This is a genomic window from Vreelandella aquamarina, assembly GCF_900110265.1.
GTDB classification, from domain to species: domain Bacteria; phylum Pseudomonadota; class Gammaproteobacteria; order Pseudomonadales; family Halomonadaceae; genus Vreelandella; species Vreelandella aquamarina.
On record NZ_FODB01000026.1, the window covers coordinates 1 to 12679 of the forward strand.

Consider the following 12679-nt stretch of genomic DNA (forward strand, 5'->3'; position numbering starts at 1 on the left):
CGCCCGTTGGAAGCGCTGGATCAATGGATGCGACGCCGACTACGTTGCGTGATCTGGCGGCAATGGAAGCGCCCACAAACCCGGCGCCGGAAACTCCTGGCACTGGGTCTGGACGAGCAACGTGCCTGGAAGTCAGCGGGAAATGGTCGAGGCCCTTGGTGGAACGCCGGAGCGTCGCACATGAATCAGGCCCTGCCACGGAAGTGGTTCGACCGTCTGGGTCTGATCTCGGTACTCGATACGGTAAGATGGCTTAGTCGTTCTTCATGAACCGCCGTGGTACGGAACCGTATGCCCGGTGGTGTGGGAGGGCGCCGGGGGTGACCCCGGCCCCTACCCGATTTAAAGTACTTTAAAACAGACCTTTAAAATAGCCCGTTATCCAGTCCAGCGGCCATGATCATGCCCAGCTCTTCGGCTTGGCGGGTGAAGGCCTCCTGCCACTCGCCGCGAAAAATAAGCGGGTCCTGTACCCAGCGCCAACGTAGCCCGGTGATGATGCTTTCCACCGCCCGTTGGGTGCCCGTGCCGTCATGGCCCGCGCGAATATAGAGCGCGCAGGGCAGGCCCTGCTTCTCTTCTAGTACGCTGTAGTAGCTGCGGTCAAAAAAGTCTTTCAGCGCGCCGCTCATGTACCCAAGGTTTTCGGTGGTGCCCAGCACAATGCCATCGCAGGCGAGAATATCCGCTGGGCCCGCCTCGAAAGGCGTTTTGACAATGCACTCCACCGCCTCGATGTCCTCGTGTTCAGCGCCATGGTGTACGGCACGGCACAATGCCTGGGTATTGACGGAGGGCGAGTGAGCGACGATTAATAAGCGTTTCATGAGGATGTCTTCAGGCAATTGGCGGTGTGTTCAAGAGGTGCCACACTGACAGCACTTAATGACACAGCCTAGAGGTCTTAGGGCAAACCAATCAAACGCTTTAAAACCGCGTATGGGATAGGGTGTTCCGTGTTGAACGATCAAAAAGGGAATCGCGTCATGCGTCAGCAGGCCAAAATGATAGGGATCGCCAGTCTTTGTTCATTAACGCTGTTGTTGGCAGGGTGTGCGGGTCAACCAAGTGCCCCAGCCCGTAACGACAGCCGTTCAGCTCCTGCCGCGAGCAGTGAAGAGATAGTTCCTGCTGCAGCCGCATCGAGCTATCAACCCGTCAGAATGGCACAGGCGGAAGATTGGGCACCCCCGCTGCAGGCGAGCCCGGAAGAGGACGCCGCTTACTATGTGAGCCGGTTATCCGACCGCCGTTTTGTCAGCCAGTATGGTGGGCCCGATAACCCAAGACCCTGGTATATCGCAGCCGAGCGTCTGGGCGAAATAGGTATGCCTGCCGTTCCGCTGCTGTTTGCCCGCCTCAATACCGAGGACCAGTACGAACTTATGCTGGTGCTCTACGCATTGCAGTTAGCCACACAAGACCCGCTCGTGACCTTCCAAACCGGCGGCGAAGCCGTTCAACTGCCGACGGTACTGGACCCAAGCGCCAATGGGGAAAATCGGCGCATTGCTCAGCAGTGGTGGGAGCGCTATGCGACACAGTTGGAGTTGCGCTAACACATTCGCTACATTGACCCTTGCCCCTTATTTCGCTGATTAGGAGAGCTCTATGGCATTTGCACTATCTAGCATGCAAGTCACCAGCACGGCCTTTGGTAACCATCAAGCGATTCCTGCCAAGCACACGGGTGAGGGCGACGATGTTTCCCCTGCGCTCGCTTGGCAAGGGGCTCCGGAAGGCACCAAAGGGTTTGCGGTGATCTGCCACGACCCTGATGCCCCGCTGGTGAAAGAGGGCAGCTACGGGTTTGTGCACTGGGTGCTTTACAACCTGCCGGGGGATATCACCTCGCTGGATGAAAACACCACGCTAGGCACGTTGGGTATGGCTGATTTTGGTAAACCTGGCTACGGCGGGCCCATGCCCCCAGAAGGCCACGGCAGCCACCTTTACTATTTCTGGGTGCTGGCGCTGGATGAACAAACAATGCTGCCGGAAGGACTTACGTTGCCTGAACTATTGAGCGCCGTTGAGCCTCACTTGTTAGGCATGAACCGTCTCGTCGGCACCTACGAGCGCGCCTGATTTACCTCCCCAGGCTGGAGCATTCCGCTGAAGCCGTGTAGGCTCCGTCGCTTGCTAATGTTTGTGTGATTGTCTGCTGCGATGGAGCCTTTGATGAGTGATATGCCCAACTGTCCTGCTTGCGCCTCTGAGTTTACCTATGACGATGGCATTCAATACGTTTGCCCAGAGTGTGGTAATGAATGGTCTAAGGACGGCGAATCAAGCGAAGTGGAGGCGGGCTCAGGCATCCGTGACGCAAACGGCAATATGCTGGCTGATGGTGACACCGTCACTGTAATTAAAGATCTCAAAGTGAAAGGCAGCTCCTCCGTTGTGAAAGTGGGTACCAAAGTGAAGAATATTCGCTTAGTAGACGGTGACCATGATATCGACTGCAAAGTCGATGGGATTGGCCCCATGAAGCTGAAGTCCATCTTTGTCAAAAAAGCTTAGCATCGAGCTAAGATCATCCTAGTTCCCTCTCCAAGCCTGCGATGAATCTCGTGGGCTTTATTTTTCGAGCTGTCATAGCTTCTCTAAATGATAATGATTGGCTTTTTTGATGTTATCAGCCGCGAACGTGCTAAGAAGTCGCGCTATTTGATAAGGATTTTGCAGAAGGGCTTCACATCAAATTTATACAGTACTAAAATGGTACTCAATTAACGGGTAAGCCAACGGCTCGCCCTAACGTGATGGAAAACGGGAGTGACTATGCTCAAGCTTTCTCGGCTGACAGATTATGCCGCTGTGGTGATGGCACAAATTGCCCGTCATCCCCAGGCGTCGCATGCGGCGGCTGACTTAGCAGAAGCGGTTCAATTGCCCCATCCCACGGTGAGCAAAACCCTTAAGATGCTGGTGAAAGCAGGGCTTTTGGAGTCGCAGCGCGGTGCCCAAGGCGGTTACCGCTTAGCGCGTCCCGCCTCGAAAATTACTGCCGCCGACATTATCAGTGCGATTGAAGGGCCGGTCGCCATGACCGAGTGCAGCCAAGCGGAAGGCGGCTGTGAACTGGTCGCCACTTGTGGCGTAGCAGATAACTGGCAGCGGGTATCGTTGGCTATTCGCACGCTGCTTGAAAGCGTGACGCTTGCTCACTTGGCGGACACCGCGCCCATCAAGCTACCCGTACAGTTACCGATTCAAAGTATCAGCCTATCGGCGGCATCGGCTTAAACCGTTAGGCAATTTAACCCTATTCACGGCGAGCTAACCTCGCCACCCAACTGCCCGGAGGGTATCACCATGGCAAGCGAAGAAATGGAACAGTTGGTTCGTCGCGAGTACAAAGATGGCTTTGTAACCGATATTGAAAGCGACACACTGCCACCTGGCCTGGATGAAAACACCATCGCCTTCATCTCCAAGAAGAAAGGCGAGCCGGAGTGGATGCTGGAGTGGCGCCTGGACGCTTACCGTCAGTGGTTGAAGATGGAAGAGCCGTCCTGGGCACACCTGAACTATCCGCCCATCGATTACCAAGAGATCTCCTATTTTAGTGCGCCCAAGCGCCCAGAAGATCGTCCCCAAAGCCTCGACGAGGTAGACCCTAAACTGCTGGAAACCTACGAGAAACTGGGTATTCCGCTGCACGAGCGTGCCGCCCTGGCAGGGGTTGCCGTCGATGCGGTCTTCGACTCCGTCTCGGTTGCGACGACCTTCAAAAAAGAGCTGGCGGAAGCGGGCGTGATTTTCTGCTCCATTTCCGAAGCGATTCGTGACTACCCGGATTTGATCAAGCAGTACCTGGGGACGGTAGTGCCCGTGGCTGATAACTATTTTGCTGCGCTAAACTCCGCCGTGTTCACTGATGGCTCGTTCGTGTTCGTGCCAAAAGGCGTGAAGTGCCCGATGGAGCTGTCTACCTACTTCCGTATCAACGCGGCCAATACGGGCCAGTTCGAGCGCACGCTGATCATCTGCGAGGATCGTGCCGAGGTCTCCTACCTGGAAGGCTGCACCGCACCCATGCGCGATGAAAACCAGTTGCACGCTGCCGTGGTCGAACTGGTTGCATTGGACGATGCCTACATCAAGTACTCCACCGTTCAGAACTGGTACCCCGGTGATGAAGAGGGTAAGGGCGGCATCTATAACTTCGTGACCAAGCGCGGAGACTGCCGTGGTGAGCGTTCCCGCATCAGCTGGACGCAGGTAGAAACTGGCTCTGCAATTACCTGGAAATACCCCTCTTGCGTGCTGCGCGGTAAAGACAGCATCGGTGAGTTCTACTCTGTTGCAGTAACGAACGGTCGCCAGCAAGCGGATACCGGCACCAAGATGATTCATATTGGTGAAGGTACACGCTCCTATATCGTTGCCAAAGGTATTTCAGCGGGTAAGAGCGACCAGTCCTACCGTGGCTTGGTCAAAATTGGGCCGCGTGCCAAGGGCGCGCGTAACTTTACCCAGTGCGATTCGCTGCTGATTGGCGACAAGTGTGGTGCCCACACGTTCCCCTATCAGGAAATTGGCAACAGCACCGCGACCATTGAGCACGAAGCCACCACCTCTAAAATCGGTGAAGATCAGCTCTTCTACTGCCAGAGCCGCGGTATCTCAGAAGAAGATGCGGTCAGCATGATTGTGAATGGCTTCTGTAAAGATGTTTTCCAAGAGTTGCCGATGGAGTTCGCGGTGGAAGCGGAAGCACTGCTCAATGTCACTCTGGAAGGCGCGGTGGGCTAACCGCTCCGGCACCCAACTTATTTTTAGGGCGTCGCACTCGCGACCCGCAAGTATTTAAAAGGCGATCACTATGTTGCAAGTTAACGATTTACACGTCACCGTCGAAGGCAAAGAGATTCTGAAAGGCCTGACGCTCACCATTAATGCCGGTGAAGTGCACGCCATCATGGGCCCCAACGGCGCGGGTAAATCCACGTTGTCAGCGGTTATTGCTGGTAAAGATGGCTACGAAGTGACCCAAGGCAGCATCACGTTTGAAGGCAAGGACGTGCTGGAAATGGAAATCGAAGAGCGCGCCCAAGCGGGCCTGCTGCTAGGTTTCCAGTATCCGGTGGAAATCCCAGGGGTAAAAAACATTTACCTGCTGAAGTCTGCGCTTAACGCTCAGCGCGCTGCGCGCGGTGAAGGCGAAATGCCCGCGCCGGAATTCATGAAGCTGGTCAAAGAGAAGCTCGGCTTTATGAAAATGGATGCTAGCTTCCTGCAGCGTGCAGTGAACGAAGGCTTCTCCGGCGGCGAGAAAAAGCGTAACGAAATCCTGCAGATGTTGGTACTACAGCCGAAGCTGGCCATGCTGGATGAAATCGACTCTGGCCTCGATATCGACGCCATGAAAGTCGTCGCGGACGGTGTGAACAGCCTGCGTGCCGAAGAGCGCGCCATTCTGTTGGTCACCCACTACCAGCGCCTGCTGGACTACATTGTGCCGGACAAGGTCCACGTTCTGGTCGATGGCCGTATTGTCAAAACTGGCGATGCCGAGCTTGCCAAAGAGCTAGAGGCCAACGGTTACGAAGGCATTGAGGAGTCCGTGGCATGAGCGATACCCAAACCTTTCTGGACACGCTAGCGGCGCGCAGTCAGCAGCGCGCTGGAGAGCCTACCTGGATCGCCGCTCGCCGCCAGGCGGGCGCGGCTCGCTTCGAAGCAATGGGCTTCCCGACCCGCCGCGATGAAGAGTGGAAATACACCGATGTTCGCGCCATCGCCCAGGGCAACTTTGCCTTGGCAGAGAACGCCGAGTTCTCTCAGGCCCAGGCGGCTGCCCTCACGCTGCCCCTGGATGCTTACCGGCTGACGTTCGTGGACGGTGTGTTTTCGGCAGCGCTATCGGACCTCGATGCGCTTCCCGACAGCGTGCAGGTGATGCCGCTCTCTAAGGCACTGGCCGAGAACCATGAAGCCGTGGGCGGCCCGCTGGGGCGTTTAACCGGGGTCGATTTCTCCACGTTCGCCGCTTTAAATACCGCCTTTATGGAAGAGGGCGCAGTGGTGCGCATCGCGCCGGGCACCGTCGTCGAAAAGCCCATTTTGCTGCAGTTCCTGTCTCGTGCGGGGACGCCGGTGATGAGCCATCCGCGCATTTTGGTCGAAGCCGCTGGGCGTAGCGAAGCTACCCTCATTGAGCACTACGTGGGTGAGGCGGATGCCGCCAACTTTACCAACGTCGTGGCAGAGCTAATGCTGGACCGTGGGGCAATTTTGAACCACTACAAGCTCCAGGAAGCACCCATTGGTGACCTGCACGTAGCGAGCATTCACGTCGAGCAGAACCGCGACAGCCGCTACACCTCGTACAACCTGAATTTGGGTGGCGCGCTGGTGCGCAACGACCTGGTCAGTGACTTGAACGGTCAGGGCGCTGAAACGAACTTCTACGGCCTGTTCTTTGGCCAGGGTCGCCAGCACGTGGATAACCACACTAAGGTGAACCACAACGCGCCACTGACGTTCTCGAACGAGAACTACAAAGGCATTCTGGATGATCGCGCTCACGGTGTCTTCAATGGCAAAGTGTACGTGAAGCGCGATAGTCAGAAGATTGAAGGCTTCCAGAGCAACCAGAACCTGCTGCTGTCAGATCGCGCGCAAATCGACGCAAAACCCGAGCTCGAAATCTACGCCGACGACGTGAAGTGCTCCCACGGCACCACCACCGGTCAGTTGGACGAGGATGCGATCTACGCACTGCGTACCCGGGGTATCGACGAAGCCACGGCACGTGGCCTGTTAACCCTCGCCTTCGCTGGTGAAGTACTTGAGCAAGTGGCGCTTGATGCTATTGCCGAGCGCGTTGAGCTGGCGGTAGCCGGTAAACTGCCTGAGCGTTTCAATCTCGCCGGACTGGTTGAAGCGGCGGCTGCGCTCAACGATTAATCAAGGAGTCATCAATGCCCCATAGCGTGATTGAGAAGCCTACCGAGCGCAGCGTTGCGGCCTATGACGTTGAAGCGCTACGCCGCGACTTCCCGATTTTGAATCGTGAGGTTCACGGCAAGCCGCTGGTGTATTTGGATAATGCCGCCACCAGCCAAACGCCGCAGCAGGTGATTGACGTGTTTAGCGATTACTACGCGCGCTACAACGCCAATATTCACCGCGGCTTGCATACGCTCGCCGATGAAGCGACGGCAGCCTTTGAAGCCACGCGTCATCGTGTTAAAGCGTTTCTCAATGCCGAAGATGCCCGCCAAATCATCTTCACGCGGGGCACCACTGAAGCGATCAATTTAGTGGCCCAAAGCTGGGGCCGCAGCCAGCTAAATGCCGGAGACGAAGTGCTGATCTCGATGTTGGAGCACCACTCCAACATCGTTCCCTGGCAACTGCTGGCGGCGGAGCGCGGCTTCACGATCAAGGTCATCCCAGTGGACGCGCACGGGGCGCTCGATATGCAGGCGTATCGTGAACTCTTGAGTGAGCGCACGAAACTGGTGGCGGTGAATCACGTCTCTAACGCACTGGGTACGATCAACCCCGTGAAAGAGATGGCAGCGCTGGCGCATCAGCATGGCGCGCTCATCTTGGTGGATGGCGCCCAAGCGACGCCGCATCAGCAGGTGGACGTTCAATCTATCGATGCGGATTTCTATGCGTTTTCAGGCCATAAAGTGTACGGCCCAACGGGTGTTGGCGTGCTATATGGCAAGCAGGCGTTGCTAGAGGCCATGCCGCCTTGGCAGGGTGGCGGTGAAATGATCAAAACCGTTTCCTTTGATGCAGGTACCACCTTTGCGGATATTCCGCATAAATTTGAAGCGGGTACCCCCGCCATTGCCGAAGTGATTGCGCTTGGCCGTGCGCTTGAGTGGATGGAGGGCGTTGGCGTTGAGGCGATTGGTGCGTGGGAAGCCGTGCTGCTCAACCATGCAACCCAGGCGGTGAGTGGCATTGAGGGCCTACGGATATTAGGTACTGCGCCGCATAAAGCGGGCGTGCTCTCCTTCGTTGTTGAAGGTGCTCACTCGCAGGATATTGGCCTGCTGATTGACCAGCTGGGTGTAGCAATTCGTACCGGGCACCACTGCGCCCAGCCGCTGCTGCATCACTTTGGCGTTGAGGCGACCTGTCGTGCATCGTTTGCTGCGTACAATACCCTTGATGAAGTAGACACGTTTGTGGCAGCGCTCAACCGTGTGATTGGAATGGTACGCTAAGGACATCTATGGATATCGAGCAAATTGCGAGTCTTGAGCGCGGTCAAAAACTCCCGCTCCAGCGGGATGTAGAGGCTATCGCGATTCCGTTCGGCAAAACGGATACGCTGGCGGAAGACAGTATTGTCAGCGTAATGCAAGCCAAAGGTAGCTCGGTGAGTGTTGGTTTTGAAGGCCGCTTGTATCTCATTGAAGGGCGTAACCTTGATGCGCTGGGGCTTGAGTCGCTGCCACGTCCGACACTGCCAGAAAGTGCTACTGATGAAGAGATTGAGCAGTTTGTCTGGGATCAGCTGCGCACCTGCTTTGACCCGGAAATTCCGGTGAATATTGTTGATCTAGGGCTGGTGTACGGCTGTCGGATCGAGCGCTTGATTAGTGGCGAGCGGATAGTCACTATCCGTATGACGCTGACCGCGCCTGGCTGCGGCATGGGCGATGTCATCGCTGCCGATGCGCGCAACAAGATTCTGGGAGCGCCGCAGATCAGCAAGGTGCATACCGAAATTGTCTTTAGCCCACCCTGGAGTCGTGACATGATGAGCGATGAAGCCAAGCTTGAGCTCGGCATGTTCTAACCCCTGCTGGGGAGCTGGATGCACAGCCTGTTATTACGTTGGATAAAGCGTTTTCTAATGTCGCTAGGAGCCTTGCTGCTACTGGCGACATTGCTATTTATAGCCGGTAATTTATGGGTGCTTGCAAGTACCGCACGCTATATCGACGGTCATTTAGAGCAGTGCCAACCCACAGACGTGGCGATTGTCTTTGGCACCTCTCACTGGACTCGTAGTGGGCTACGTAACCCGCATTTTCATGCCCGCATGCGAACGTCTGCACGCCTTATCGCTGACCAGCGTGTTCAGCATCTGCTCATCTCTGGCGATAATCGCACCCAAGCCTATAATGAGCCGCGTGCCATGTGGCGCGATCTGTATCGCCGAGGGGTGTCTGCGGAGCAACTGACAATGGATTTCGCTGGCTTCAGCACCTATGACACGATGGTGCGGGCGCGGGATGTGTTTCAGCTTAAAGAGGCGCTGCTGGTTACCCAGAGTTGGCACTTGCCTCGGGCTATTTTTATCGGGCGTGCGCTGGGAATGGAAGTGACGGGCTGTATTGCTGAGGAGCAGTCAGCGGCAGATGAGTGGCGGTTAAAAATGCGTGAATGGGTAGCGCGAATTGCTACTCTGGGAGATCTCTACTTATGGCAGAGGGAGCCCTACTTTCTCGGCCCCGCAGAGCCTATCGAGCTTCATCGCCAGGAGGGCGGCGATAAAAGTAGAGAAGAGAGTAGCGAAAACACGCCTGAGGCGACCGTCAATATCAACGCCGCTCTATTTTTTCAGCAGTCACTGCAGGCATATACAGTCCCTGAGCATTAAAGCCGAGTTAACGCCGCAAAGTTAGCGGCGAGTATTACGTTTTTGCAGGTTGTATAGCTCGCGAATCAGCTTACGGCATCCCCGCATGCACTCATCCACTACCGGTTCGATCGGGTCGGGTAGGGGGTGGGTAAACAAGGTTGAGAGGGCCTGCATCAGTACACGCTCTTGTTCTAACAGCTCATTGATCAAGACTTGGCTATCGTTGCCAACGAAGCTCTTTAAACGGCTCCAGAGCCATAAGAAGTCATCACGCTCAACGTCAGCATCCCGAGGCAGCATTTTTAAGTGCGCGCGGGCAAGTTCCTGCAGCTTACGCATCTGCTTGAGTCGCTCAGTATAGTGCGGCTTCAGTGCATCGCGCAGCGAGGGGCGCAGGCGTTCGATATTATCCTGGAAATAATCAATGCTATCGGCCAGCGCTTCCAGCACGCTGTCCATCGCCACTTGGCGATTGTCGAGAAACATGAGCGTCTACCTCCTTCGGTGACGCAGATTGTGGGGGGGGCGGCGTTGATTTGCCACCCCTAATAGGGATTATTTTTGCAATTGACCGTTAGCCTTTAGGCTTGGGTGGTGCTTTGCGAGCAGGCACTGCATTCTTTTCGATATGCTCGATGATCATGCCGGCAATATCTTTACCGGTAGCGCTCTCGATGCCCTGCAAACCTGGTGAAGAGTTGACCTCCATAATCACCGGGCCGTGGTTAGAGCGAAGCAAATCCACGCCCGCGACGCGCAGTCCCATCGCCTTGGCTGCACGAATCGCGGTGGAACGCTCTTCCGGGGTGATGCGGATCACACTAGCAGTGCCGCCACGGTGAAGATTGGAGCGGAACTCGCCGTCGGCGGCCTGACGTTTCATGGATGCCACGACCTTATCGCCAATCACGAAGCAGCGGATATCCGCACCGCGTGCTTCTTTGATGTATTCCTGAACCATGATGTTGGCTTTCATGCCCATAAAGGCCTGAATGACGGATTCAGCGGCCTGGTTGGTTTCAGCCAATACCACACCAATACCCTGGGTGCCTTCCAGCAGTTTAATCACCAGGGGCGCGCCTTTCACCATGGTGATTAGGTCGGGAATATCATCTGGTGAGTGGGCGAAGCCGGTAATCGGCAGGCCTAATCCCTTACGCGACAGCAGCTGCAGCGAGCGCAGCTTATCCCGGGAGCGGGTAATCGCGACCGAATCGTTAATCACGTAGGTGCCCATCATTTCAAACTGGCGCAGTACCGCACAGCCGTAGAAAGTCACCGAGGCGCCAATACGCGGAATCACCGCATCAAACGGCTCAATCTCTGCGCCTTTATAGTGAATAGAAGGGTGGTGCGAGGCGATGCTCATGTAGCAGCGCAGGGTATCGACCACTCGGGCGGTATGGCCGCGCTGTTCGGCGGCTTCCACCAGTCGGCGCGTAGAGTAAAGGTTACGGTTACGGGAAAGCAGGGCAATATGCATGCAGGGCTCCGGGCCAAAAAGGGTCGTCGTTTAAATGTGTTTAAGGCTCGCCGTGCAAAAATGCAGCGCCGGGGGCCACCAGTAGGCGGCGCATAGCGCGCCTGCCCAGCAGCATCGCGTGGCGCATATTGCTACGGTCGGTCAAAGTAAGTTCAACCGGAAAGTTCAGTTCGCCCAGTTGCATTGGGGTACGGATAACATAGCGCCACTCGCTATGGCCGTTCGAGCTGGTGACGCGGCGACGGTCGTGTAAATGCAGGCGATAGCGGTGGGCAGGCGTCTCTGGCCCACCGCTATGGGTAATAAAGCTTACCCATAACTGTCCATCAGCATCTTCATGGCTTTCAATGTCTTCGGCGTGCAACGCCGATGTCCGTGCGCCTGTATCGGCTTTGCAGCAAAGGTGAAGCCCTAGTTCAGGTAACGTCACCATTTCACGGCGGCCGATGACCGCTTTGGCCTGATAGGGTAATTCCTTCACAGCGCACTCCTGACGATATAAGAGAAACAAGACATAGTGATGACGATTCCTGCTAGCCTTTTTGGTTAGGCTGCATGGCCGACAAACGCGATTGGATAGCCGAGCCTGCTGGGGCGTCGCGCAAGGTCAGCATGACGGGCAGACGCAGCCGAGGAATTAAAGCGATATCGCGCACAACGGCCGCAAAGTGGCTGCGCTCATCCTCTGCTAAACGTTGTAAGAATAATGGTAAACGCTCGGCATCTTCCAGTAATGGCCAACCGCGCCCGGCGATGGCGGCCATCAGGTCGGGGCCGCAGGCCGCGCTATCGTTTAGTAGGTTGGTATACCAGTCGCCTGCAAAAGCCGGCGCTGAGCTACCCACGCTACGTACGCAGGCGCAGAGCGTTTCTAAATCGCCGCTGCTGGCCGCCTGCTCGCCTCGTGTCCGCAACGCATCAATGAGCGCTTCAGACAGTGGCTGATGCTCAAGGCAGTAGCAGAGCGAATGAATAACGCTCACCGGCAGTTGAGGAATACGTAGCGCTAGGGCATCTGCCGTTGGTGTGTCCAAACGTACGACATAATCGGCGATGCCTTGTAGTCCCAGGGCTTGCCAATCAATCGTCTGTTGGCCACTTAAATAGGCTTCTACAGGCTCTAGGTGCTGGCTGGCAGGTAGGGCGCTGGCATAGGTGGCCCGGGCATTGAGCATGGCCTGAAAGGTGATATCAGGCGTAAAGGCCGGCGGATTATCCTTCATTAAATGGTCCACGTCTGCTGATTCTGCAGCGTCGAGCACAGTCGGGTCAGAAGCAGCGGCATTGCGACCCAGGGTTTCCAATAGGCGGTTAATAAAGCCATCGCGCTGTGCGGGCGATAGCATGCCTTGCTCATCCAGTGGCAGCGCTAAAAACCAGATAGCAGGCTCTTCCATTGCCCCTAGGCGAAAGACGATCCCCAGGCGTGCTTGCCCTTGCCACGGTTCAGGCCAGGCCTGTTCGGCATTTTCAAACGCGCGCAGGGTTTCCCTGGAGCAGGCAGTCACTCTGCGCCCCATATGGTAAAGCGACACCTCAGCGCCACTGCGTGTAAAAAATTCATCAAGGGTGTTAATTGGCTGCATGACATCCTTCCGCATTTCAAGCCTGCACTCTACCTTGCTGTTCTG

Annotated in this window: 16 protein-coding genes; 11 read left to right on the forward strand and 5 right to left on the reverse strand. The window is 56.1% G+C overall.

The window, feature by feature from the left end; all coding sequences use genetic code 11:
- The first annotated feature begins 6 nt into the window (after positions 1-6).
- Complete coding sequence (locus tag BMY49_RS08790) at positions 7-270, forward strand: group II intron maturase-specific domain-containing protein (RefSeq protein WP_276325977.1); 264 nt, start codon at positions 7-9, stop codon at positions 268-270.
- Between the two features lie 95 nt (positions 271-365).
- On the opposite strand, the gene BMY49_RS08795 is transcribed toward BMY49_RS08790, so the two are convergent.
- The gene (locus BMY49_RS08795) at positions 366-827 is read right to left on the reverse strand and encodes a flavodoxin family protein (RefSeq protein ID WP_062375349.1); all 462 of its coding nucleotides are present in this window, start codon (positions 825-827) and stop codon (positions 366-368) included.
- Between the two features lie 159 nt (positions 828-986).
- Here BMY49_RS08795 and BMY49_RS08800 point away from each other — a divergent pair, with 159 nt between their 5' ends.
- The 10 genes from BMY49_RS08800 (at position 987) to BMY49_RS08845 (ending at position 9583) form a co-directional block, all read left to right on the forward strand.
- The gene (locus BMY49_RS08800; protein WP_058578309.1) at positions 987-1559 is read left to right on the forward strand and encodes a hypothetical protein; all 573 of its coding nucleotides are present in this window, start codon (positions 987-989) and stop codon (positions 1557-1559) included.
- Between the two features lie 52 nt (positions 1560-1611).
- Positions 1612-2088 carry a YbhB/YbcL family Raf kinase inhibitor-like protein gene (locus BMY49_RS08805; protein WP_054641089.1) on the forward strand — a complete coding sequence of 159 codons (477 nt, stop codon included), beginning with the start codon at positions 1612-1614 and terminating at the stop codon, positions 2086-2088.
- A gap of 93 nt (positions 2089-2181) precedes the next feature.
- Positions 2182-2523, forward strand: a complete 342-nt coding sequence (locus BMY49_RS08810; protein ID WP_054641090.1) for a zinc ribbon domain-containing protein YjdM — start codon at positions 2182-2184, stop codon at positions 2521-2523.
- 261 nt (positions 2524-2784) lie between these two features.
- Entirely contained in the window at positions 2785-3249 is a 465-nt protein-coding gene (locus tag BMY49_RS08815; protein ID WP_054641091.1) for an SUF system Fe-S cluster assembly regulator, read from the forward strand.
- Between the two features lie 69 nt (positions 3250-3318).
- The gene (sufB, locus tag BMY49_RS08820; protein WP_044629765.1) at positions 3319-4761 is read left to right on the forward strand and encodes a Fe-S cluster assembly protein SufB; all 1443 of its coding nucleotides are present in this window, start codon (positions 3319-3321) and stop codon (positions 4759-4761) included.
- A gap of 70 nt (positions 4762-4831) precedes the next feature.
- Positions 4832-5581: a Fe-S cluster assembly ATPase SufC gene (gene sufC / locus BMY49_RS08825; RefSeq protein ID WP_044629764.1), complete on the forward strand. Its 750-nt coding sequence runs from the start codon at positions 4832-4834 to the stop codon at positions 5579-5581.
- Positions 5578-6918 (forward strand): Fe-S cluster assembly protein SufD, encoded by a 1341-nt coding sequence (sufD, locus tag BMY49_RS08830; protein ID WP_089675401.1) that lies wholly within the window; start codon positions 5578-5580, stop codon positions 6916-6918. Before sufC ends, sufD begins: the two co-directional genes overlap by 4 nt.
- Positions 6919-6932: 14 nt before the next feature.
- Positions 6933-8198, forward strand: coding sequence for a cysteine desulfurase (locus tag BMY49_RS08835; protein ID WP_089675402.1), 1266 nt, complete (start codon positions 6933-6935; stop codon positions 8196-8198).
- Positions 8199-8206: 8 nt separating this feature from the next.
- Positions 8207-8776 (forward strand): putative Fe-S cluster assembly protein SufT, encoded by a 570-nt coding sequence (sufT, locus tag BMY49_RS08840; protein ID WP_058578313.1) that lies wholly within the window; start codon positions 8207-8209, stop codon positions 8774-8776.
- A gap of 18 nt (positions 8777-8794) precedes the next feature.
- Positions 8795-9583 carry a SanA/YdcF family protein gene (locus tag BMY49_RS08845; RefSeq protein WP_083602213.1) on the forward strand — a complete coding sequence of 263 codons (789 nt, stop codon included), beginning with the start codon at positions 8795-8797 and terminating at the stop codon, positions 9581-9583.
- 21 nt (positions 9584-9604) lie between these two features.
- Here the strand turns inward: BMY49_RS08845 and BMY49_RS08850 are convergent, their stop codons facing one another.
- The 4 genes from BMY49_RS08850 to BMY49_RS08865 all read right to left on the reverse strand — a co-directional run bounded on the left by BMY49_RS08850 (position 9605) and on the right by BMY49_RS08865 (position 12634).
- Entirely contained in the window at positions 9605-10051 is a 447-nt protein-coding gene (locus tag BMY49_RS08850; protein WP_044629760.1) for a hypothetical protein, read from the reverse strand.
- Positions 10052-10139: 88 nt separating this feature from the next.
- Positions 10140-11048 (reverse strand): 30S ribosomal protein S6--L-glutamate ligase, encoded by a 909-nt coding sequence (gene rimK / locus BMY49_RS08855; protein ID WP_044629759.1) that lies wholly within the window; start codon positions 11046-11048, stop codon positions 10140-10142.
- A gap of 40 nt (positions 11049-11088) precedes the next feature.
- Positions 11089-11529, reverse strand: coding sequence for an ATP-dependent zinc protease family protein (locus tag BMY49_RS08860; RefSeq protein WP_062362040.1), 441 nt, complete (start codon positions 11527-11529; stop codon positions 11089-11091).
- A 52-nt stretch (positions 11530-11581) separates the two neighbouring features.
- Positions 11582-12634 carry a DUF3549 family protein gene (locus tag BMY49_RS08865; RefSeq protein ID WP_089675403.1) on the reverse strand — a complete coding sequence of 351 codons (1053 nt, stop codon included), beginning with the start codon at positions 12632-12634 and terminating at the stop codon, positions 11582-11584.
- Positions 12635-12679: the final 45 nt, after the last annotated feature.

Bases quoted from the DNA above. Each gene is read 5' to 3' on its own strand.
- BMY49_RS08795 (WP_062375349.1), bottom strand. From the start codon at position 827: ATGAAACGCTTATTAATCGTCGCTCACTCGCCCTCCGTCAATACCCAG.
- BMY49_RS08800 (WP_058578309.1), top strand. From the start codon at position 987: ATGCGTCAGCAGGCCAAAATGATAGGGATCGCCAGTCTTTGTTCATTA.
- BMY49_RS08805 (WP_054641089.1), top strand. From the start codon at position 1,612: ATGGCATTTGCACTATCTAGCATGCAAGTCACCAGCACGGCCTTTGGT.
- BMY49_RS08810 (WP_054641090.1), top strand. From the start codon at position 2,182: ATGAGTGATATGCCCAACTGTCCTGCTTGCGCCTCTGAGTTTACCTAT.
- BMY49_RS08815 (WP_054641091.1), top strand. From the start codon at position 2,785: ATGCTCAAGCTTTCTCGGCTGACAGATTATGCCGCTGTGGTGATGGCA.
- sufB (WP_044629765.1), top strand. From the start codon at position 3,319: ATGGCAAGCGAAGAAATGGAACAGTTGGTTCGTCGCGAGTACAAAGAT.
- sufC (WP_044629764.1), top strand. From the start codon at position 4,832: ATGTTGCAAGTTAACGATTTACACGTCACCGTCGAAGGCAAAGAGATT.
- sufD (WP_089675401.1), top strand. From the start codon at position 5,578: ATGAGCGATACCCAAACCTTTCTGGACACGCTAGCGGCGCGCAGTCAG.
- BMY49_RS08835 (WP_089675402.1), top strand. From the start codon at position 6,933: ATGCCCCATAGCGTGATTGAGAAGCCTACCGAGCGCAGCGTTGCGGCC.
- sufT (WP_058578313.1), top strand. From the start codon at position 8,207: ATGGATATCGAGCAAATTGCGAGTCTTGAGCGCGGTCAAAAACTCCCG.
- BMY49_RS08845 (WP_083602213.1), top strand. From the start codon at position 8,795: ATGCACAGCCTGTTATTACGTTGGATAAAGCGTTTTCTAATGTCGCTA.
- BMY49_RS08850 (WP_044629760.1), bottom strand. From the start codon at position 10,051: ATGTTTCTCGACAATCGCCAAGTGGCGATGGACAGCGTGCTGGAAGCG.
- rimK (WP_044629759.1), bottom strand. From the start codon at position 11,048: ATGCATATTGCCCTGCTTTCCCGTAACCGTAACCTTTACTCTACGCGC.
- BMY49_RS08865 (WP_089675403.1), bottom strand. From the start codon at position 12,634: ATGCAGCCAATTAACACCCTTGATGAATTTTTTACACGCAGTGGCGCT.